This window comes from Nocardiopsis potens DSM 45234 (genome assembly GCF_000341105.1).
Classification (GTDB): Bacteria; Actinomycetota; Actinomycetes; order Streptosporangiales; family Streptosporangiaceae; genus Nocardiopsis_A; species Nocardiopsis_A potens.
Map to the genome: position 1 here is coordinate 85597 of NZ_ANBB01000056.1, position 19257 is coordinate 104853.

The window sequence follows — 19257 nt, forward strand, 5'->3', positions numbered from 1 at the left end:
CCGCCGCTGCGGCATCGGCCACGAGCCCGGAAGGCCGAGGAACGGGACGGGACGGCGGGCCGGTCGGCCTCTGCGGCCCCGAAGCCGAGTACGACCCGGACCTCGCCCTGATGTTCTACCGCGGCGAGCCGTACACGGGGCGGATGGCGGCCTGCGCCGCGGACGGCACGCCCGTGGAGCCGGCGACCTACGAGAACGGCTTCGGGCAGGGCCCCAGCCGGGCCTGGTACCCCGACGGCGCCCCGAAGCGCCCCGAAGAGCGCCGGTACCGTCCACCGGAACCGGGCGGTCGGCGAATGGACCGACCGGTACCCGGACGGGGGCGTCCGGCGCCGCTCGCTGTTCGGCCCCGACGGGCGGCTGCTGCTGCGCGAGAGGTTCGACGAGTCCGGTGCGCTCGTGGACCGGCTGGACCGGAGGCCGTGAGCGGGCCGCCGGGCCGCCCTCGCGGATTCCCCGGTTCCGGGGGTTTGACCTCCAGTGCACTCGAACTTCTACCGTGACCTGCGTTCGGCCGCCCGTGCGGCTCGGGACACGGAAACGGAAGAGGACATCATGGCGACTTCGACCACCGGCGGCTCCGCGGACGCGGCCCCGCGCGTGAGCGTGCTCGGCCTGGGTGACATGGGGTCGGCGATCGCCCGGACCTTCGCCGAGCGGGGGTACCGCACGACGGTGTGGAACCGGACCGCGGGCAAGGCCGCGCCGCTGGCCGAGGCCGGGGCAGCGGTCGCCGCGACGGCCGCCGAGGCAACGCAGGCGAGCCCGCTGGTGGTGGTCTGCCTGCTCGACACGGCGGCGGTCGAGCAGGTGCTGGCCTCCCTCGGGGACGCGGTGGAGGGCAGGGTGCTGGTCAACCTCACCAGCGGATCGCCCGCCCAGGCCCGCGGCCACGCCCGGTGGGCCGGCGAGCACGGCGCCGACTACATCGACGGCAAGATCATGGGCGACCCGCCGTACGTGGGCACCCCGAACATCATGTTCCCGTTCAGCGGCTCCCGGGAGGCGTTCCAGGCCCACGAGGCGGCGCTGAAGGAGCTGGGCACCATCGCCTACCACGGCGAGGACGCCGGGGCGGCGGCGGTGGAGTTCATGGCCCAGGTCGCGGTCGGCTACGAGCTGCTCATCGGCTTCCTGCACACGCTCCGGCTGGTGCGCGCCGAGGGCGTCGACGCGGAGGAGTTCACCGGCCGGGTGGCGGCCTCGATGGCCGGCTACCCGCCGCTGCTGGAATCGATGGCCAAGGCGGTGAAGACCGGCGAGTACGGCCCGGACCTGGGGTCGCTGAACGTCCAGGCGGCGCTGATGGACGACATGATCTCCCACCGGGAGTCCCTGGGCGTGGAGGCGGTGCGGATGCGCGAGGTCAAGCGGCTGATGGACCGCCGCATCGCCGACGGCCACGGCGACCAGGGCTTCTCCTCCCTGTTCGAGCTGCTTCCCCCGCGCGGCTGAGGCCTTCCCGGGCCGCGGCGGCGGGGACGGAAACGGCCGCCACCGCCCCTCCTCCGCCTCCTCTCGCGGGCGGCGGGTCCGGCGCGGAGACGGGGAGGGCGGCCGGCCGCCCTCCTCTCCGCTCTGCGGGGCGGCTACTTCTCCGGGGCGCCGTCGACCAGGCGGGGGATGCCGAGCGGGTTGGCGTCGCGCAGGGCCTCCGGGAGGAGGGGGTCGGGGACGGACTGGTAGGCGACCGGGCGGAGGAACCTGCGGATCGCCGTGGAGCCGACCGAGGTGTGCAGCACCGAGGTGGACGCCGGGTAGGGGCCGCCGTGGTGCATGGCGTGGGTGACCGAGACGCCGGTGGGCCAGCCGTTCCACAGCACCCGGCCGGCGTGTTCGGAGAGCACCGCCAGCAGGGCCGGGGCGACCTCGTCGGACTCCTCGCCGTGCACGGTGGAGGTGAGCTGGCCGTGCAGCGTCCCGGCGATCTCCGGCAGCCGGGCCTCGTCGTCGTAGCGGACCACCAGGGACGCCGGGCCGAAGCACTCCTCCAGCAGGCCCTCGGGGTCGGCGAGCAGCGCGTCGGCGTCGGCGGCCAGCAGCGACGGGGTCCACCCGTCGGCCCCGCCGTCGGCGCCCCGGACCAGCACCTGCACGCCGGGGCGGGCGGAGAGCCGGTCCAGCCCGGCGGCGAAGCCGCCGGCCACCCGGTCGTTGAGCAGCCGGGCCGCGGCGCGGCCCTCGATGTCGGCGACCAGCGGCCCCAGGTCGGCCTCCCGGGGCACCAGCAGCACGCCCGGCTTGGTGCAGAACTGCCCCGCCCCCTGGGTGAACGACCCGGCGTAGCCCTCCAGGATCTCCGGGCCGCGGGCCGCCATCGCCGCCCGGGTGACGAACACCGGGTTCACGCTGCCCAGCTCGCCGTAGAACGGGATCGGGTCCGGGCGCGAGGAGGCCAGGTCGAACAGGGCCCGCCCGCCCGGGATCGACCCGGTGAAGCCCACCGCCCGGGTGCGCGGGTGCAGCACCGCGCGGCGCCCGGTCTCCTCCCCGTAGACCACCGCGAACGCCCCCTCGGGCGCGCCCCCTCCGGCCAGCGCCGCGGCGACGGCCTCGCCGGTGGCGCGGGCCAGCCGCGGGTGCCCCGGGTGCGCCTTGACCACCACCGGGCACCCCGCGGCCAGCGCCGACGCGGTGTCGCCGCCGGCCGTGCTGAACGCGAACGGGAAGTTGCTCGCCCCGAACACCGCGACCGGGCCGATCGGCACCAGCATCCGGCGCACGTCCGGCCGCGGCCCCATCCCCCATTTGCCGTCGGCCCGGTCGATCGAGGCCTCCAGGTATCCGCCCTGCTCCACCAGGTCGGCGAAGAACCGCAGCTGGAAGGTGGTGCGGCCGAGTTCGCCGCGGCAGCGCGGCTCGGGCAGGGAGCTCTCCTCGATCGCGATCGGGACCAGCTCCTCGGCCGCGGAGTCCAGCGCGTCCGCGGCGGCGCGCAGCAGCGCCGCCCGCTCCGCCGGGCGCATCGCGGCCAGCACCGGGGCGGCCTCGGCGGCCCGCTCCATCACCCGGTCCAGCGCTTCCTCGGTGGTGTCGGCGGGGATGCCCGTCATGGCCGTGTCCTTTCCGCGTCCGCGGCCCGGGCCCGCCCGATCCAGGCCCGGTACCACTCGTAGGAGTCCTTCGGGGTGCGCTCGCCGGTGCCGAAGTCGACGTGGACCAGGCCGAACCGCTGGGTGTACCCCTCGGCCCATTCGAAGTTGTCCAGCAGCGACCAGGCGAAGTAGCCGCGCACGTCCACCCCGTCGGCGGCGGCGCGGGCCAGCGCGCGCAGGTGCCCGTCGAGGTAGGCGATGCGCTCCGGGTCGGCGACCCGGCCGGCGGCGTCCGGGGCGTCCGCCCGGGAGCAGCCGTTCTCGGTGACGAGGATCGGCGGCAGCGCGCGGCCGTACCGCTCCTGCAGCCCGGTGAGCAGCTCGTGCAGCCCGTCCGGGACCACCGGCCAGCCGAAGCCGGTGACCGGGGTGTCCGGGAAGGCGTCGGTGTAGGGCGGCATCGCGAACGGCAGGCCGTCCTCAGGGCCGGGCGGGGCGATCAGGGTCGGGTTGTAGTAGTTGACGCCGAGCGCGTCCGCCGAGCCGTGGATCTCCGCCAGGTCGCCGGGGCGGACCGCGCCGGCGAGCGGCTCCGCCCAGCCGTCCGGCAGCTCCGGGTAGGCGCCGAGCAGCAGCGGGTCGAGGAAGACCCGGTTGTGCAGGGCGTCGTAGGCGCGGGCGGCCTCCTCGGCCGCGTCCCCGCCGCCGGGCAGCGGCCGCACCGGGGTCAGGTTGTCCACCAGCATCGCCTCCCGGCCGGCGGCGCGGATCAGCGCCGCGGCGCGGGCGTGCGCCAGCAGCTGGTGGTGGGCGGCCGGAAGCGCGCCGGCCAGCAGCGCCTTCCCCGGTGCGTGCACACCGAAGGCGTACCCGAAGGCCATGTGCACGAACGGCTCGTTGAGGGTCCCCCACCGCCGCACCCGGTCGCCGTAGCGCTCCAGGGCGGCCGCGGTGTACTCGGCGAACGCGTCCACCGTGGCGCGGGAGAGCCAGCCGCCCTCCTCCTCCAGCGACCGCGGCAGGTCCCAGTGGTACAGGGTGGGCACCGGTTCGATGCCCGCCTCCAGCAGCCGGTCGATGAGCCGGTCGTAGAAGGCGGCGCCGGGGCCGCTCACCGCGCCGCGCCCGGCGGGCAGGATCCGCGGCCAGGCCAGCGAGAACCGGTAGGCGTTCGCGCCCAGCCGCGCCATCAGCGCGACGTCCTCGGCGTAGCGGCGGTAGTGGTCGCAGGCGGTGCGCGCGGTGGCCCCGCCGGCGATCCGCCCGGGTTCGGCGGCGAAGGCGTCCCAGATCGACGGGCCGCGCTCGCCGGCGCCCCCTTCCACCTGGTGCGAGGCGGTCGCGGTGCCCCACAGGAAACCGCTCGGGAATTGCGGGACGCTCTGCGGCCCGGACGGGATCACGAAGCGCGCTCCTTAACAGGCCGGAATCGGCCAAACCGGTGTCCCCGCCGGTAGCGGGCGGCCGCCCCGGATATTACGGGAACCGTCCGTTTCCGGAAAGGCATCATAGGTTCGTGATGACTACCTCTCGCAGTTCCACCGGCACGGCGCTGTCCGTCGAACCCGCACTGGCCCACGCCCCGCTCCGCCGCCGCCCGGCGCAGCAGCGCAGCAGGGAGCGGGTCCGCAGAATGCTCGACGCCTGCGCCGAGCTGCTCGACGAGGCCGGCTACAGCGAGCTGTCCACCACCCGGATCGCGGAGCGGGCCGGGGTCGCCATCGGCTCCGTCTACCAGTTCTTCCCGGACAAGCGCGCCATCACCCAGGCCCTCGGCCTGCGTTATCTGGACATGTTCAGCTCCCGGGTGGGCGCGCGCATCGAAGCGGGCGGATTCGGCCATTGGAGCGAGGCCGTCGACGTCGTCATCGACGAATACCTGGACATGCACCGAACCGTCCCGGGATTCCGCAGCCTGCATTTCGGCGACGTGGTCGACGTGAACCTGCTCGATTCCGGCGCGGACAACAACGGGGTCATCGCGACGCGCCTGCGCGAGCTGCTCACCGCGCTGGCCGGGGCGTCCGAGGGGGAGCGGCTGGACCGGGCGGTGACCGTGGCGGTGGAGGCCGCCGACGCGGTGCTGAAGCTGGCGTTCCGCCGCGACCCCGACGGCGACCCGGCCCTGATCGAGGAGACCAAGGTGATGCTCCGCGCCTACCTCGGCCGGCACGTGGACTGAGCCCCGTCCCCTTCCGCGGAACCGGGCCCGCGGAAGGGCGGTGGTCTTGGCGTTGCGGGGGTATCAGAGCGCTCTGATACCCCCGCAACGCCAAGACCACCGGATCCCGCCGGGGACTAGCCGTGCACCCGCTCGGCGAGTTTGCGGGCGGCGATCAGCACCGGGTCCCAGACCGGGGAGAACGGCGGGGCGTAGCCGAGGTCCATGCCGCTCATGTCGAGGACGTCCATGCCGTTCCAGAGCGCGGTGGCGAGCACGTCGACCCGCTTGGCCGCGTTCTCCCGGCCGACGATCTGGCCGCCCAGCAGCCGGCCGGTGTCCCGCTCGGCGAGCAGCTTGAGCGTCATCGGCTGCGCCCCGGGGTAGTAGCCGGCCCGGGAGTCCGACGTCATCACCACCGTCTCGTAGGCGAACCCGGCCGCCGCGGCCTCGGCCTCGTTCAGGCCGGTGCGCGCCACCTCCACCGCGCAGATCTTGGTGACGGCGGTGCCCACCACCCCCTCGAACCGGGCGTAGCCGCCGCCGATGTCGATGCCGGCGACCCGGCCCTGCTTGTTGGCGTGGGTGCCCAGGGCGATCGCGGCCGGCGCCCTGCTGACCCGGTGGAACACCTCCACGCAGTCCCCGGCGGACCACACGCCCGGCACCGAGGTGCGCATCCGGGCGTCCACCTTGACGCCGCCGGTGGGGCCGGTCTCCAGGCCGGCCTCTTCGGCCAGCCGGCTGTCCGGGCGCACGCCCAGGCCCAGGCAGACGATGTCGGCGGGGTACTCGCCGCCGGTGTCGGTGTGCACCGCGCTCACCCGGCCGCCGTCGACCGCGACCGCGGTGGCCCGTTCCCCGGTGCGCACCGCGACGCCCATCTCCTCCATCGCCCCGCGCACCAGTGCGCCCATGTCCGGGTCGAGGGTGCCCATCGGCTCGGGCCCGGAGTCGACGACGGTGACCTCCAGGCCGCGTGTGAGGAACGCCTCGGCCATCTCCAGCCCGATGTAGCCGCCGCCGACCACCACGGCCCGGCGCGGCCCGTGCCGCTCCAGGAACGCCGAGACCTCGGTGCCGTCGTCCAGGGTCTGCACCCCGAACACCCCGTAGGCGTCGAATCCGGGCAGGTCAGGGCGGCGGGGCCGGGCGCCGGTGGCGATCACCAGGCGGTCGTAGCGCTCGGTGTAGGCGCCGCCCGGGCCGGTCGCGGTGACCTCGCGGCGCTCGGTGTCGATCGCGGTGACCTCGGTCCCGGTGCGCGCCTCGATGGCGTGGTCGCGCCAGAAGACCTCGGGGGTCCGGGCGATCAGGTCCTCCGGACTGGGTACGGTTTTCCCGACCAGGTAGGGGATGCCGCATGCGGAGTAGGACGTGTGGGAGCCTCGTTCCAGGGCGACGATCTCCAGGTCCTCCGGACCGATCCGTCGGCGCGCCTGGGAGGCCGCGCTCATGCCCGCCGCGTCGCCGCCGACGACGACGAGGCGTGGCCGGGCGTTCATCTCTCGCTTCATACGGCCTCTCCCGCCGGATACCGGTGCTTCGGCCCGCCCGCGTTCCATGGGATCATCCCTGAGCGACGGTCGGGCGACTTGGTGGCTTTCTCCGTGATCACCCACGATTGTCTAGGAGGGCGACGTACGTGACGGAACCGGCACCGGTATTCACCGGCGGGGTCGACCACGAACGACTCACGTCCCAGCTCCGGTTCATCCTGGAGACGGACAAGCTCAAGCGTATTCTCCGGCGGAATCTGCTGGTCGACGGCTCCCGGAGGGAGAACGACGCCGAGCATTCCTGGCACCTGGCGCTGACCGCGCGGATCTTCGCCGAGTACGCGCCCGCGGGCACCGACATCGACCGCGTGGTGGAGATGCTGGTGGTCCACGACATCGTGGAGATCGACGCCGGGGACACCTTCGTCTACGACAGCGAGGGCGCCGCCACCCAGGACGAGCGGGAGCGGGCCGCCGCCGACCGGATCTTCGCGATCCTGCCGGAGGACCAGGCCGCGCAGACCCGGGCGCTGTGGGACGAGTTCGAGGCCCGCGCCACCCCCGAGGCCCGGTTCGCCAAGGCCGTGGACCGGCTGGCGCCGATGCTGGCCAACTGGCACACCGAGGGCGGCACCTGGGTGCGCAACGGGGTCACCCGCGCCCAGGTGATGGAGAAGGTCAAGGTCATCGCCGAGGGGTCGGAGGCGCTGGGCGCGTACGCGGCCGCGCTGATCGAGGACGCCGACCGGCGGGGCTACTTCCGCTGAGCCGCCGCCGGCCCGCTCAGAACTGCACCACCAGCTGCACGACCGCGGCCAGCCCGACCGCCACCACCACGGCGCGCAGCACCCCGGGGCGGAGCCGGCGGCCCAGGCTCGCACCCGCGTAGCCGCCGATCACCGACCCGCCGGCGATCAGCCCCACCGCGGCCCAGGCCGGGTCGGCGAAGACGATGTAGAAGACCGCGGCGGTGGCGTTGACGATGAACGCCAGCGCGTTCTTGAGCGCGTTGATCCGCTGGATGCTGTCGTCCAGCGCGGTGCCGAGCATGCTGAGCAGGACGATGCCCTGGGCCGCGGCGAAGTAGCCGGCGTACACCCCGGCGCTGTACACCCCGACGGGCAGCAGCGGGCCGCCGTCGGGCCGGGCGGCGGCCCTGCGGGACCGCGCCCAGGCGGCGATCCGCGGCTGGGCGATGATCAGCACGCAGGCGAAGCCGATCAGCACCGGGACCACCCGCTCGAACACCCCCGCCGGGAGGTTGATCAGCAGCGCGCCGCCGGTGACCGCGCCCAGCAGCGACATGGCGCCGAAGCGCAGCACCCGGCGGCGCTGCCCGCGCAGCTCGCGCCGGTAGCCGATGGCGCTGCTCAGCGATCCGGGGGCCAGCCCGATGCTGTTCGAGATGGTGGCGGTCACCGGCGGGTAGCCCAGGGCGAGCAGCACCGGGAAGGTGAACAGCGTCCCCGAGCCCACCACCGCGTTGATCGCGCCGGCCCCCATGCCCGCGGCCAGGATCGCGAGCGCTTCCCACAGTTCCATCGGTCGACCTTCGGTGTTCGGATCACACTGGGCAATACTGCATACAATCTACGCACTCGACGCACCTCGGCGGACACCGGGCGCCCCCGATCACGTTCCGTGGACACGTGCTCGCTCTTCGCCGTTTTGGCTATGGCCCACACGGGCTATTTCAGAAATGGGCCGAATGGGGACTGTTGATCATGTGCCGAGGTCCGTAGTTTCGTCCCCAGCGGTGCGGAGGGGCGCCGCGCGCCGAAACGACCGATTCGACCGCTCTCCGGGAGGGGCCGGTGTCCGCACCGGACCGGAGCAAGCGCGTCCCGCCCGGCCCGATGGCGCCCGTCCCCCGTACGTGTACACACATGCTGATCTTGGGAGTGGGGCGACATGTGGACCGCTGAACTGAGTCTCCAGGCCAACTGCCGCGAGACCGACCCCGACGCGCTGTTCGTGCAGGGCGCCGCGCAGAACCGCGCGAAGCTCATCTGCCGCGGCTGCCCGGTGCGCACCGAATGCCTGGCCGAGGCGCTGGACAACAGGGTCGAATACGGCGTCTGGGGCGGTATGACGGAAAGGGAGCGGCGGGCGCTGCTGCGCCGCCGCCCCGATGTGACCTCCTGGTGGGACCTGCTGGAGAGCGCCCGCCGCCAGTACGAGGGAGCCGACGCCGCCGGGTAGGCGGCGGTTCCCCCCGCGGCCGGCGCCCTAGTCCCCGGGCCCGGCCCCGTCGGTCTCCCCGAGCTTCATCCGGCCGAACGCGTCGCCGATCCCCTCCATCGCCCGGGACATCTCCGAGGGGACGATCCACACCTTGTTCGCCTCGCCCTGCGCGATCTCCGGGAGCTTCTGCAGGTAGTGGTAGGCGAGCATGTCCTTGTTGACGTCGCCGTTGCGCAGCGCCTTGAACACCATCTGGATGGAGTCGGCCTCACCGCGGGCGCGCAGCGTCTTGGCGTCGGCCTCCGCCTTGGCCGCGATCATCTCCGCGTCGGCCTCACCGCGGGCCCGGAGCACCGCGGCCGACTGCTCGCCCTCGGCGCGCAGGATGGCCGACTGCTTCTGGCCCTCCGCGGTGAGGATCTCGGCGCGCTTGTCCCGGTCCGCGCGCATCTGCTTCTCCATCGCCTCCTGGACCGACTCCGGGGGTTCGATGGCCTTCAGCTCGACCCGGCTGACCTCGATGCCCCACTCCTCGGTGGCGTCGTCGAGGACCGACCGGAGCTCGCGGTTGATCTGGTCCCGGGAGGTGAGCGTCTGCTCCAGGTCCATGCCGCCGACCACGTTGCGCAGCGTCGCCGAGGCGAGCTGCTCGACGGCCTGGATGAAGTTCGCGACCTTGTAGGTGGCGTTATAGGGATTGGTCACCTTGATGTAGACCGCGGTGTCCACATTGACCGAGAGGTTGTCCTGGGTGATGGCCGCCTGCGGCGGAAAGCTCACCACCTGGATGCGCATGTCGATGCGCTCCCGGATGTGGTCCACGAACGGGATCACGATGTTGAATCCCGATTTCATGTCGCGGTGGTGGCGGCCGAACCGCTCCACCACGAACACCATCGACTGCGGGACGATGCACACGCTGCGCCAGCCGATGACGAGCAGTATCGCCACGAAGACCAGCAGGATGAGGACTATTGGAAGCATCGGGGGCGACTCCGGACTCTCCTGTCGGGGGCGGCACGTTCGGGCGTACGCCGCGATCATAAAACCCGGAGAACGGCGGCGTTTGCGGAAGTACCCCGCAAAGCCGCCCGACGCCCCGTCTTACCTGCTCATTCGCGGTTCAGGAAAGGGAACGGAAATTCCGGAGCGGCCCATTGCGGCCGACCGGGATGCCCCCTTTCCCCTCATCCGCTACACGCGTCACACCGCGCGCGCCGTCCACCGCTCGCCGTTCCGCTCCACCTTCAGCTCCAGCCCGAAGGTCTCGCCGAGGTTCTCCGCCGTCATCACCTGCTCCAGCGGGCCCGCGTCGACCACCCGGCCGCCGCGGACCAGCAGCCCGTGGGTGAACCCGGGCGGGATCTCCTCCACGTGGTGCGAGACCACCACCAGGGCGGGCGACTCCAGGCTTCCGGCCAGCCTCCCCAGCCGGCGCAGCAGGTCCTCCCGGCCGCCCAGGTCCAGCCCGGCCGCCGGCTCGTCGAGCAGCAGCAGCTCCGGGTCGGCCATCAGCGCCCGGGCGATCAGCACCCGCTTGCGCTCCCCCTCGGAGAGGGTGCCGAACCGGCGCCCCTCCAGGGAGAGCACGCCCCACTGGGAGAGCAGCGCCCGCGCCCGGCCGAAGTCGGGGGTCTGGTACTCCTCGCCGAACCGGCCGAGCAGCCCGTAGGAGGCGCTGATCACCAGGTCCAGCACCGCGGCCGAGTCGGGGATCCGGTTGGCCACCGCGGAGCTCGCGAAGCCCACCAGCGGGCGCAGGTCGGCCGGGTCGGCCTCGTCCAGCGACTCCTCCAGCAGCTCCACCGCGCCCTCGGCGGGGCGCTGCTCGGTGGCGGCGACGGCGAGCAGCGTGGTCTTGCCCGCCCCGTTCGGGCCGAGCACCACCCAGCGCTCGTCCTCCTCCACCGTCCAGTCCACGGCGCGCAGCAGATCGGCGCCGTCGCGCCGCACCCCCACGCCGCTCATCCGCAGTACATGGCCCTTCATCGACGCTCCCGTCCTCCCTGACGCCGCGGGCTTGCCACCCCCAGCGAACCTACTCGACCCTGACGCACCCCGGTCCGCGGATCCGGGGAACACCAGGGTCGCCTCCCGATCCCGCGACCGGCCCGCCGGACCATACTCGTAGCCATGAACGAATCTCCCGGAACCCACGTCATCGCGGACGCGCCCCGCACGCCGGGGCCGTCCGGGATCCGCGCCTCCGACGCCGAGCGCGAGCAGGCCGGCGCGGTGCTCGCCGACGCGCTCAGCGACGGCCGCCTCGACCAGGAGGAATACCTGGGCCGGCTGGACACCGCCTACGCCGCCAAGACCCTCGGCGAGCTGGCCGAGCTCACCGCCGACCTCGGCCCGGCCGCCCCGATCGGCGCGGCCGCGGCGGCCCCCGCCGCCCCGGCCCAGGCGGCCGGAAGTGAGAACATCGTCTCGGTGCTCGGCAGCGCCGAGCGCAAGGGGCGGTGGCTGGTCGAGCCGCGCACCAACGCCTCCACCCTGCTCGGCAGCGTGGTGCTGGACATGCGCGAGGCCGTCTTCGCCCAGCCCTCGGTGACCGTGCAGTGCGCCGTGCTGCTCGGCAGCCTGGAGGTGATCGTGCCGCCGGGCGTCACCGTCCGGGACCGGACCGCCTCCGTGCTCGGCTGCTCCGACGTCGCCCGCTCCGACGCCGGCGGCGCCGGCGGCCGCGCCTCGGTCGTGCTGACCGGCGTCACCCTGCTCGGCTCGGTCTCGGTGCGCACCGAGGCCCCCGCGGACTCCCCGGTCTGAGCCCCGGCATGGCATATTCGTCACACAGCACCGAACAGGGGAAGGCCGTCATGGATCCGGAGAAGATGCGCGCCTCCGACGCCGACCGGGAGCGCGTCGCGGACCGGCTCCGCGAGGCCCTGGCCGAGGGCCGGCTGGACCAGGCCGAGCACGAGGAGCGGCTGGACGAGCTGTACCGGGCCAAGACCGTCGGCGAGCTCGCCCTGGTCACCCAGGACCTCCCCGCGGCGGAGCCGGGCGGGCACGGGCAGGAGCCCGCCAGCCTCTCCACCGACGAGGCCCGCCGGCTGGCCGCCTCGGGCCAGGGCCGGGAGAACATCGTCGCGGTCTTCGGCGGGGCCGAGCGCAAGGGGCGGTGGCTGGTCGAACCGCGCACCAACGCCTCCACCATGTTCGGCGGCATCTCGCTGGACCTGCGCGAGGCGGTGCTCTCCCAGCGCGAGGTCACCATCCAGTGCGCGGTGCTGTTCGGCGGGGTGGACATCATCGTCCCCCCGGGCGTGCGTGTGGTGAACAACACAACCGCCATCTTCGGGGGCACCTCGCTGCACGGCACCGACGCCGTGGTCGACCCCAACGCACCCGTCGTCCGCCTCACCGGGACCTGCCTCTTCGGCGGAATCGACGCCAAGGCCAAGTCGCCGAAGCGGAAGAAGGGCGAGTCCTGGTGGTGACCTTCAGGTAACGGGAAGGTAACGGCGGGTGGAACGCTGCGCGCCCGCCGCCCGCCCCGCCCACCTGCACCTCGGGGCGGCCGAGTACCGTGGTCAACGCGATGAACGAGCACTCCACCCTCTTGGTCACGGTGACCGGACGCGACCGCCCCGGCGTGAGCGCCCGGCTGCTGTCCACCCTTTCCGTCTTCCCCGTGGTCCTCGTCGACCTGGACCAGGTCGTGATCGGAGGGCGGCTGGTCCTCGGCGCACTGCTCGCCGTGGACGAGGGAGTCGCCCCCGGCGTCAGCCGGGACCGGGTCTTCGAAGAGGTCCGCAGCGCCGTCGAGAAGACCTCCATCGACCTGGAGATGGACGCCGAGTTCGCCTCCGGCGACGACCGGGTCACCGCGGTCCCCGACGGCCGGCTGCACGTCACCGTCCTGGCCGACCCGCTGCGCCCCGGCGCGCTGAGCGCGATCACCTCCGCGGTCGCCCGCGCCGGCGCCAACATCGAGCGGATCGAGCGGCTGGCCAGCTACCCGGTCACCTCGATCGAGCTGGAGGTCTCCGGGGCCGACCCGGAGCGGCTCCGCGGCGACCTCGCCATGGAGGCCGCCACCCAGCAGATCGACGTCGCCCTGCAGCCCGCCGGCCTGCAGCGCCGCGCCAAGCACCTGATCGTGATGGACGTCGACTCCACGCTGATCCAGGGCGAGGTGATCGAGCTGCTCGCCGAGCACGCCGGCTGCGCCGACGAGGTCGCCCGGGTCACCGCCGAGGCGATGCGCGGCGAACTCGACTTCGAGGAGTCGCTGCGCCGCCGGGTCGCCCTGCTCAAGGGGCTCGACGCGAGCGCGCTGGACGCGGTCCGCGAGCGGCTGGTGCTCACCCCGGGCGCCCGCACCCTGGTCCGCACCCTCAAGCGGCTCGGCTACGAGTTCGCCATCGTCAGCGGCGGCTTCACCCAGATCACCGACGCCCTGGTGGACCGGCTCTCGCTGGACTACTCCGCGGCCAACACCCTGGAGATCGTCGACGGCAAGCTCACCGGCGGCCTGGTCGGCCCGGTCATCGACCGCAAGGGCAAGGCGATCGCCCTGGAGGGCTTCGCCGAGAAGGCCGGCGTCCCGCTCTCCCAGACGGTCGCCATCGGCGACGGCGCCAACGACCTGGACATGCTCCGCGCCGCCGGCCTCGGCGTCGCGTTCAACGCCAAGCCGGTGGTCCGCGCCCAGGCCGACACCACGGTGAACGTCCCCTACCTGGACACCATCGTCTACCTGCTGGGCATCTCCCGCGAAGAGGTCGAGGCCGCCGACCGCCAGGGCTGACCGACTCCCCCTTCCACAACGGGTGAGCGAGAGCGTACGCTGCGGAGTCATCGCGGGCCCCCGGCCCTCTCCTCCGCTTCTCCCCTGCGAGGCCCCCTTGCCCTCCAACGGCTCCGTCCGACCGCCCGCCGGCGGCCCCGACCCGGCCGCGCTCGCCGCGGCGGCCGAGCGCTGCGTACGGGACACCGCGCGCCTGCTCACCTCCGCCACCGGACCGCTCACCGTCGCCGCCAAGGGCAGGTTCGACCCGGTGACCGACGCCGACACCGCCGCCGAGGAGCACCTCTGCCGGACCCTGCGCACCGCGGTGCCCGGCTCCGCCGTGGTCGGCGAGGAGGGCGGCGGGCGCGCCGACCCCGGCGGGGTCACCTGGTACGTCGACCCGATCGACGGGACCGGGAACTACCTGCGCGGCATCCCGCTCGCCTGCATCTCCGTCGGCGCCGCGGTGCGCGGGCGGCTGGTCGCCGGGTGCGTCTACGACCTGTCCCGGGACGAGTGCTTCTCCGGCGGGCCGGGGCTGCCGCTGCGGGTCAACGCCGCACTCCGGCCGACCGCCGCCGCCGACGCGCCCGCCCCGCTGGTCCTCACCGACATCCCGCTGCCCGGCCGGGCCGGCGAGCGGGAGCTGCGCTTCCTCGCCGACCTGCTGGACCTGGCCGAGGTGCGCCGGATCTACTCCACCGCGCTGGCGCTGGCCTGGGTCGCCGCGGGCCGCGCCGACGCCGCCTGCAACACCGGCGTCCGCCCCTGGGACGTCGCCGGCGGCGCGGCCCTGGTCCGCTGCGCCGGGGGCGTCTACACCCCGATCGGCGCCCCGCCCCCCGACCCGCACGGCGACCCGGTGCCCGCGGAGCTGGCCCCCGCCTTCACCGCGACCGCCCCCGGCGCCCGCGCCCGCGCCTTCGGCCGCCGCCTCACCGAGCGGGTCGCCGGCCTGGTGGAGTGAGCCCCCTCCGCCCGCCCGGCGCCCCCGGCGGCCGGGCGGAGGAGCCGCTCAGCCGGCGGCCGCGGCGCGCAGCGCGTCCACGCAGGCCGTCACCGGGGGCGCCTCGGCCGCGGTCCGCCAGGCCGCGCTGATGGTGCGGCGCAGCGACGGCCGCACCGGGACGAACCGGACCCCCTCCGGTCCTGGGGAGCGGCCCATCTCCGGGACCAGCGCCACCGCCAGCCCGGCCTCCACCAGGGCCATCTGGGTGGGCAGCTCGGTGAGGGAGAAGGAGATCCGTGGCTCGAAGCCGGCGGCGCGGGCCGCCTGGACCAGCCCTTCGCAGGGCCCGGTGCCGGGCGGGCAGCTCGCCCACACCGCGTCGGCCAGCTCCTCCAGGGCCACCCGGTCGCGCCCGGCCGGCCCGCGCCCCTCCGGGAAGGCCACGTAGACCTCCTCGTCCACCAGGTCGACGGCGGAGACCCCGGCGGGCAGCGGGATCGGCCGGGACGCCCAGCTCTCCACCAGCACCAGGTCGAGCTCGCCGCGCATCAGCCAGGGCAGCAGGTCGTCCACCTCGCCGTCGCGCACCCGCGGTTCGACCCGGGGGTGCTCGGCCAGCAGCCGGGAGAGCGCCCCGACCAGCAGCGTGCGCACCGCGCTGCCCACGCCCCCGATCCGCAGCGGCCCCATCACCTCCTCGCCGAGGTCGTCCAGGTCCCGGCGGGCCCGGGCGAGCCGGTCGAGGACCCGCTCGGCGTGGCCGACCAGCACCCGGCCGGCCAGGGTGAGCCGGACCGTGCGGCCGTCCGGTTCGAGCAGCGGGCGCCCGGCCTCCCGCTCCAACTTGGCGAGCTGCTGGGACATGCCCGACGGCGTCACGTTGCGGGCCTGCGCCGCCTTCGCGATGGAGCCGTGCTCGGCGACCGCGACCAGGGCCCGGAGGCGCTCGATACTGAACACATCACCGAATCTACCGAATACCGGCGACGAATCATCGCTTTTAATGACCGGTCGATCGGGCCAGAGTAGTGATCATGCTCCAGCGATCCGACCCGGTACTGCTCGCCCTCGCGGGCGCGGCCTGCATCTCCGTCTCCGGCGCCTTCGTCAAGGCGTCCGGGGCGGACCCCGGCACCGCGGCCTTCGTGCGCTGCGTCCTCGCCCTGCTGCTGCTGGCGCCGATGGCCGTCGTCGAGCTGCGCCGGCTGGGCCGCCGCCCGGCCCGGTTCCTCGCCACCGACTTCGCCGCCGGCCTGCTGCTGGGCACCGACTACGTGCTGTGGACCGCGAGCATCGAGCAGGTCGGCGCGGGCATCGCCACCGTGCTGCTCAACATCCAGCTGGTGGTGTTCCCGCTGCTCGCCCTGGTCTTCACCGGCACCCGGGCGCCCCGCTCGTTCCTGGTCGCCGCCCCGGTGATGCTCGCCGGGGTGGCCCTGGCCGCCGGGATCGCCGACCCGGGCTCCGGCACCGCCGGGGACGGCGGCGACGCGCTCCTCGGCCTGGTCTACGGCTGCGCCGCGGGGGTCGCCTACGCCGGCTACCTCTTCCTGTCCCGGCTGGGCGGCGGCCGCGGGCACTCCTCGACCCCGGTGTGCACCTCGACCATGGGGGCGGCCGTCGCCGCCGCGATCGTCGGCGGCCTGTGGACCGGGATCCACCCGGGGGAGCTGGACCCGGCCGGATGGGGCTGGCTGGCCCTGCTCGCCCTCACCGGGCAGGTGCTGACCTGGCTGCTGGTCGGCGCCGCACTGCCCCGGCTCGCCCCCAGCACCGGCGCGGCCGTGCTGGTGCTGCCCCCGGTGCTGGCGGTCGGCGTCGGCGCCCTGTTCCTCGGCGAGTACCCCTCGGTCCTGCAGATCGCCGGCTGCCTGCTGGTGGTCCTGGCGGTCTGGGGGACCGAGCGCGCCGCCCGCCGCGGCACCCGGGGACGGCCGGAGCCCGCCGCCGAGAGCGGCACCGCTCCCGGCGGCGACGCCGGCGGGGACGCTCGGCCCGCCCCGGAGGACCTCGACGGCCTGCCGGAGGCCGGCGGGCGGCCGCGCGAACAGGCCTGAGACGGCGCCCGGCCCGCGCCGCCCGCCGCCCGCCGGGATCCTCGGCGATGGCGGCGGGCGGCCGCGAGCGGCGGCGGAGCGCGGCGCTAGGGGGCGGCCAGCAGGGAGCCCCGGTCGATGTCGGTGACGTACAGCGGCAGCCGCGGTTCCAGGGCGCGGAGCACCTCGGCCGCATTGCCGCCCCGAGCGGCCTCGTACTCGTCCAGGGTGAGGCCCACGACCTGGAGGAACCGGACGCGGCCGTGCGGCGTGCCGATCGCCCCCAGCTCCGGGTCCTCGGTGAAGGCCAGGGCGTGCACCTGCGAGGTGCTGTCCGGGCCGCCCAGGGGCTGACCCACCCGCATGGTGTGGCCGGCCGCGAACGGGTTGCCCGACTGGAAGACGTACCTTCCCAGGCTCTGCAGCAGGACCGCCGCCCACATCGGCGGCCGCTCGTCCTCCGGGGCGCGGGCCACCCGAACGGTGAACTCGAAGCCCCAGCCGGACTCGGCGGGGTCGTCGGTCTGCTTGGTGTAGAGCTCGGTCATGCCGTAGCCGACCAGGTGCCAGTGCGGCACCGGTTCGGTGCGCGGGTAGAAGTCGATCCCGTCGAGCGGGTCCGGCCCGCCCAGCGCCCACGGGTGCTCGGTCCCCGCGTGCAGCGGCATCGCGTCCCCGTAGATCCGCTCCAGCGCGGCGCCGATGGCCTGCCAGCCGACGGCGGTGTCCTCTTCTTCGGTCATGCCTTCTCCGGTCATGGCCGTACCGACGGCCCCGCACCGGATCCGGTTCCCCTGGAGCGGCGTCTCCTGCGCCCGTTCTCCCCGGTCCGCCTCCGGACGGGCCGGCCCCGGAGGGGACTCCGGGCACACGAAAGAGGGGACCCTTGCGGATCCCCTCTTCGAAAGAAAGTCCGGCGGCGACCTACTCTCCCACCCCGCACCATGGAGGCAGTACCATCGGCGCTGGGAGGCTTAACGACCGGGTTCGAAATGAGACCGGGTGTGACCCTCCCGCTATGGCCGCCGAAACCCTAGCCCGCCACCCCGCGAGGGGCACGGAAACCTGTGCGTTTCAGCTGCTCCTGAGCATAGCAACATCCCAGGTCGACGCCAAATCGACGCGGTCCGCGCTCACCAGGTCGGCCGGATCGGCCCCGGGGGCGCGACCTCCCCCAGGCTCCGCCGCAGCTCGGCCAGGCGCCGCTCGCCGAGCACCCCGGCCCACTCGGCGGCCGCCTCGGCCGCCGCCTCCTCCGCCGCCCGGGTACAGGCCCGGCCCGCGTCGGTGAGCACCACCAGGCGCGCCCGGGCGTCCGCCGGGTGCGGACCGCGGCGCACGTACCCCTTCCGCTCCAGCTCGTCGACGAGCTGCCCGGCGGCCTGCTTGGTCACCCCGAGGTGCTCGGCCAGCTCGGTGACGGAGGCCCCGCCCCGGGAGAGGCGCACGAAGGCGAAGCCGTGCGCCGGCCGCAGCCCGCCGTAGCCCCGCCGGGCCACCCCCTCGTCGATCCGGTCCACCAGGGACCCGGCCGCGGACAGCAGCAGGGCCGCGAGCCCCAGTCCGTCGTCATCGCTCATGTCCCCATCTTGACAGAAAAGACAAGCTCCTTGACCATGTTCTCACCCGCTTCCGTCAAGCGGCTTGACCATTCGACGCGACCGCCCGAGGAGCCCCCATGCCCGTCGTCCGCCCCGCCGACGCCGTCGTCCACGAGATGCACGGCAGCACGTTCACCGCCTTCGCCAACCCCGGCACCGGAAGCAGGGAGCTGTGCGCCTGGCGCGTGCAGACCCCGGCAGGCACCCGGGGAGCCGCCCACACCATCACCCGAGAGGAGGTCTTCCTCGTCACCGAGGGGGAACTCCACCTGACCATCGACGGCCGGACCGAGCGGCTCCGCGCGGGCGACGTCGCCATCGCCCCGGCCCGCTCCGAGCTCCGTCTGGACAACCTCTCCTCCGGCCCCGCCTCGGCCTGGGTGACCACCGGTGTCGGCCTGGCGGGCGTGCTGGCCGACGGCTCGATCGTCGCCCCGCCCTGGGCCGGCTGACCCCCTACTCCTCGGTGGTCCGCAGATCCACCACCGCCCAACCGGAGGTCGTCTTCTTCTTGACGATCACGCACGTGTAGTCGGTGTGCGTCGTCTCGCCGGAACCGTTCCCCATGTCGTAGCCGCCGGCGACCTCGTACTGCACCCACTCGGTACCGGTCATGGCGACTTCGGGGGAGGCATCGAACTCCAGGTCCACCCGGGCTTCCAGGTCACGCTCCAGATCGCGCTCGATGTGGTCCTCGCACCCGGCCACGGCGTTCTCAGGGGTGGGTTCGGAGCCGCCGCACGCGGTGGCGCCCAGGGCCACGAGAAGGAGGGCGGAGGTGAGGTGGATGTGGCGCATGGTGCTCCGATCTGGGGATGTGCAACCCAAGAGTAGAGACATCCGATAACGGCACCGAAAGGCCCCCGGGGCAGAAAAGCAGCCGGCGGGCCCTCAAATCCTTCTTCATTCCCAGACAAGTTTTCACTTGTTCACAAGGAAGGGCATGGAAAAAGGGGCTCCCGGCACCCCAAGGCACCGAAAACCCCTCCCCAAAAGAAATGCGGCGGCGACCTACTCTCCCACCCCCACCATGGAGGCAGTACCATCGGCGCAG

The 19257-nt window shown here is 73.9% G+C and carries 20 protein-coding genes and 1 rRNA gene; 10 read left to right on the forward strand and 11 right to left on the reverse strand.

Annotated features, from left to right (window positions below):
- Positions 1-504: 504 nt before the first annotated feature.
- Complete coding sequence (locus tag D459_RS0123040; RefSeq protein WP_449289438.1) at positions 505-1455, forward strand: NAD(P)-dependent oxidoreductase; 951 nt, start codon at positions 505-507, stop codon at positions 1453-1455.
- 134 nt (positions 1456-1589) lie between these two features.
- On the opposite strand, the gene D459_RS0123045 is transcribed toward D459_RS0123040, so the two are convergent.
- Together D459_RS0123045 and D459_RS0123050 are read right to left on the reverse strand one after the other, a co-directional pair.
- A complete protein-coding gene (locus tag D459_RS0123045) occupies positions 1590-3053 on the reverse strand; it encodes an aldehyde dehydrogenase (NADP(+)) (RefSeq protein WP_020380301.1) in 1464 nt (487 codons plus the stop codon).
- Positions 3050-4438: a GH1 family beta-glucosidase gene (locus D459_RS0123050; RefSeq protein WP_017595373.1), complete on the reverse strand. Its 1389-nt coding sequence runs from the start codon at positions 4436-4438 to the stop codon at positions 3050-3052. Before D459_RS0123050 ends, D459_RS0123045 begins: the two co-directional genes overlap by 4 nt.
- A gap of 116 nt (positions 4439-4554) precedes the next feature.
- Here D459_RS0123050 and D459_RS0123055 point away from each other — a divergent pair, with 116 nt between their 5' ends.
- Positions 4555-5217 carry a TetR/AcrR family transcriptional regulator gene (locus D459_RS0123055; RefSeq protein WP_081620672.1) on the forward strand — a complete coding sequence of 221 codons (663 nt, stop codon included), beginning with the start codon at positions 4555-4557 and terminating at the stop codon, positions 5215-5217.
- 116 nt (positions 5218-5333) lie between these two features.
- Here the strand turns inward: D459_RS0123055 and D459_RS0123060 are convergent, their stop codons facing one another.
- Positions 5334-6701 (reverse strand): FAD-dependent oxidoreductase, encoded by a 1368-nt coding sequence (locus tag D459_RS0123060; protein ID WP_020380302.1) that lies wholly within the window; start codon positions 6699-6701, stop codon positions 5334-5336.
- Between the two features lie 140 nt (positions 6702-6841).
- On the opposite strand from D459_RS0123060, the gene D459_RS0123065 reads away from it, so the two are divergent.
- The gene (locus tag D459_RS0123065) at positions 6842-7462 is read left to right on the forward strand and encodes an HD domain-containing protein (RefSeq protein WP_017595376.1); all 621 of its coding nucleotides are present in this window, start codon (positions 6842-6844) and stop codon (positions 7460-7462) included.
- A gap of 16 nt (positions 7463-7478) precedes the next feature.
- Here the strand turns inward: D459_RS0123065 and D459_RS0123070 are convergent, their stop codons facing one another.
- On the reverse strand, positions 7479-8237 hold the full coding sequence (locus tag D459_RS0123070; protein ID WP_017595377.1) for a sulfite exporter TauE/SafE family protein: 759 nt from the start codon (positions 8235-8237) through the stop codon (positions 7479-7481).
- Between the two features lie 369 nt (positions 8238-8606).
- Between D459_RS0123070 and D459_RS0123075 the strand changes: the two genes are divergently transcribed.
- A complete protein-coding gene (locus D459_RS0123075) occupies positions 8607-8897 on the forward strand; it encodes a WhiB family transcriptional regulator (protein WP_017595378.1) in 291 nt (96 codons plus the stop codon).
- A gap of 27 nt (positions 8898-8924) precedes the next feature.
- Here D459_RS0123075 and D459_RS0123080 read toward each other — a convergent pair whose 3' ends face one another.
- Positions 8925-9863: an SPFH domain-containing protein gene (locus D459_RS0123080; RefSeq protein WP_017595379.1), complete on the reverse strand. Its 939-nt coding sequence runs from the start codon at positions 9861-9863 to the stop codon at positions 8925-8927.
- 219 nt (positions 9864-10082) lie between these two features.
- Positions 10083-10868 carry an ABC transporter ATP-binding protein gene (locus D459_RS0123085; protein ID WP_026120686.1) on the reverse strand — a complete coding sequence of 262 codons (786 nt, stop codon included), beginning with the start codon at positions 10866-10868 and terminating at the stop codon, positions 10083-10085.
- Between the two features lie 144 nt (positions 10869-11012).
- Between D459_RS0123085 and D459_RS0123090 the strand changes: the two genes are divergently transcribed.
- From D459_RS0123090 to D459_RS0123105, 4 genes are all read left to right on the forward strand, one after another.
- Entirely contained in the window at positions 11013-11648 is a 636-nt protein-coding gene (locus D459_RS0123090; protein ID WP_017595381.1) for a DUF1707 SHOCT-like domain-containing protein, read from the forward strand.
- Positions 11649-11698: 50 nt separating this feature from the next.
- Positions 11699-12322, forward strand: a complete 624-nt coding sequence (locus D459_RS0123095) for a DUF1707 SHOCT-like domain-containing protein (protein WP_017595382.1) — start codon at positions 11699-11701, stop codon at positions 12320-12322.
- 101 nt (positions 12323-12423) lie between these two features.
- Complete coding sequence (gene serB, locus D459_RS0123100) at positions 12424-13635, forward strand: phosphoserine phosphatase SerB (protein ID WP_026120688.1); 1212 nt, start codon at positions 12424-12426, stop codon at positions 13633-13635.
- Between the two features lie 97 nt (positions 13636-13732).
- On the forward strand, positions 13733-14584 hold the full coding sequence (locus D459_RS0123105; protein WP_017595384.1) for an inositol monophosphatase family protein: 852 nt from the start codon (positions 13733-13735) through the stop codon (positions 14582-14584).
- Positions 14585-14632: 48 nt separating this feature from the next.
- Here the strand turns inward: D459_RS0123105 and D459_RS0123110 are convergent, their stop codons facing one another.
- Positions 14633-15526, reverse strand: coding sequence for a LysR substrate-binding domain-containing protein (locus tag D459_RS0123110; RefSeq protein WP_017595385.1), 894 nt, complete (start codon positions 15524-15526; stop codon positions 14633-14635).
- Between the two features lie 74 nt (positions 15527-15600).
- Between D459_RS0123110 and D459_RS32475 the strand changes: the two genes are divergently transcribed.
- Positions 15601-16623: a DMT family transporter gene (locus D459_RS32475; protein ID WP_051065518.1), complete on the forward strand. Its 1023-nt coding sequence runs from the start codon at positions 15601-15603 to the stop codon at positions 16621-16623.
- A gap of 86 nt (positions 16624-16709) precedes the next feature.
- Here D459_RS32475 and D459_RS0123120 read toward each other — a convergent pair whose 3' ends face one another.
- The 3 genes from D459_RS0123120 to D459_RS0123130 form a co-directional block, all read right to left on the reverse strand.
- Entirely contained in the window at positions 16710-17345 is a 636-nt protein-coding gene (locus tag D459_RS0123120) for a suppressor of fused domain protein (protein ID WP_017595387.1), read from the reverse strand.
- Between the two features lie 168 nt (positions 17346-17513).
- Positions 17514-17632 (reverse strand): 5S ribosomal RNA (gene rrf / locus D459_RS0123125).
- 103 nt (positions 17633-17735) lie between these two features.
- Positions 17736-18182: a MarR family winged helix-turn-helix transcriptional regulator gene (locus D459_RS0123130; protein ID WP_017595388.1), complete on the reverse strand. Its 447-nt coding sequence runs from the start codon at positions 18180-18182 to the stop codon at positions 17736-17738.
- Between the two features lie 98 nt (positions 18183-18280).
- Here D459_RS0123130 and D459_RS0123135 point away from each other — a divergent pair, with 98 nt between their 5' ends.
- Positions 18281-18655 (forward strand): cupin domain-containing protein, encoded by a 375-nt coding sequence (locus D459_RS0123135; RefSeq protein WP_017595389.1) that lies wholly within the window; start codon positions 18281-18283, stop codon positions 18653-18655.
- Between the two features lie 4 nt (positions 18656-18659).
- Here D459_RS0123135 and D459_RS0123140 read toward each other — a convergent pair whose 3' ends face one another.
- A complete protein-coding gene (locus D459_RS0123140) occupies positions 18660-19001 on the reverse strand; it encodes a hypothetical protein (RefSeq protein ID WP_017595390.1) in 342 nt (113 codons plus the stop codon).
- Positions 19002-19257 lie beyond the last annotated feature (256 nt).